This window comes from Burkholderia sp. Bp9143, assembly GCF_003853645.1.
Classification (GTDB): domain Bacteria; phylum Pseudomonadota; class Gammaproteobacteria; order Burkholderiales; family Burkholderiaceae; genus Burkholderia.
The window spans coordinates 1-1,206 of sequence record NZ_QTPO01000138.1 but is presented as its reverse complement, the minus strand read 5'-3'; the positions used below and the strand labels follow the sequence as shown (position 1 = coordinate 1,206).

1 protein-coding gene is annotated in these 1,206 nt (G+C 59.3%); it reads right to left on the bottom strand.

Annotation, left to right across the window (positions count from 1 at the left end):
• Window positions 1–55 precede the first annotated feature (55 nt).
• Window positions 56–1,093, bottom strand: coding sequence for an IS481 family transposase (locus tag DIE23_RS38990; protein ID WP_185646625.1), 1,038 nt, complete (start codon window positions 1,091–1,093; stop codon window positions 56–58).
• Window positions 1,094–1,206 lie beyond the last annotated feature (113 nt).

Genomic DNA, 1,206 nt, shown 5'->3' with positions numbered 1-1,206 from the left:
CTGTATTAGCCGGGACTTGATCTGACAGGTAGTCGGGCCGACAAAGAACAAGTCGTCAATGGGGGATGAGTTTCTCCTTGGCGAGATCGAGCGAATCGAGGAAAGTGCGCATCGGCGTCTTGCCGTAACACCATCGCCCCTGATGCTCTCGTTCATTGTTGTACTGGTTGAGCCACGCATCAAGGTCCGTCTGCAAGGTGGCGATCGAGTCGTAGATCTTCTTGCGGAAGACGATGCGATAGAACTCGTTGAGCATGGTCTTGTGCAGCCGTTCGACGATCCCGTTGGTTTGCGGCGACTTGGCCTTTGTCCGGGTATGGTCGATGTCCTCCAAGGCCAGATACAGCTCGTATTCGTGATGCTCGGGGTTGCCGCAGTATTCGGTGCCGCGGTCTGTCAGTACGCGTAGCAATGGAATGCCGAAGCTGTCGAAGAACGGGACAACGCGATCGTTGAGCAGGTCCGCCGCTGGCAAGGGGGTCTTGCGATCGTAGAGCTTGGCGAACGCAACCTTCGAGTAGGTATCGACGAAAGTTTGCTGGTAGACACGGCCGACGCCCTTGAGGCTGCCTACATAGAACGTATCCTGCGCGCCGCAGTAGCCCGGACATTCGGACTCGAATTCGCCGTGCACTTCCTTCTCGTGCTTGGCGCGTTCGAGCGCGACGAGCTGCGCCTCGGTTAGCACCAACCCCTCCTGGGCGGACTTGGCTTCCAAGGCCTTCAGGCGCTTCGGCATGGTCTCCAGATCGTGGCGCAACCAGATGCTACGGACGCCTTGGGGTGAAACGGACAGAGCATGCCGCTTGAGGACCTCGTTGGCGATACGCACCTGACCGTAGGCTGGCAATTCGAGGGCCAGCTCGACAACGGCGGCCTCAACCTGCGGGTCCACGCGGTTCTTGAGCAGCGGCCGGTGGTGGGAAATCTCCTGCAGCGCAGCTTCACCGCCTCGATCGTACAGTTCCTTAAATCGGTAGAAGCTGTCGCGCGAGTAACCCATCACGCGACAGGCCTGGCTGACGTTGCCGAGTTGCCGGGCCAGCTCGAGTATGCCGACCTTGGCACGAATTACCTTCTGCTCCTGAGTCATGGCGGACTCCTTGCTGTTCGCGGCGCGCATTGCCGCTACGGGCTACGCCCTCCGCGCCAATGCGCGCCAGCATGAAAAACCAACCACTGTCAGATTTAGTCTAGTCCACTGCA

Excerpts from the sequence above, each read along its gene's own strand:
- DIE23_RS38990 (WP_185646625.1), bottom strand. The coding sequence starts at position 1,093 with ATGACTCAGGAGCAGAAGGTAATTCGTGCCAAGGTCGGCATACTCGAG.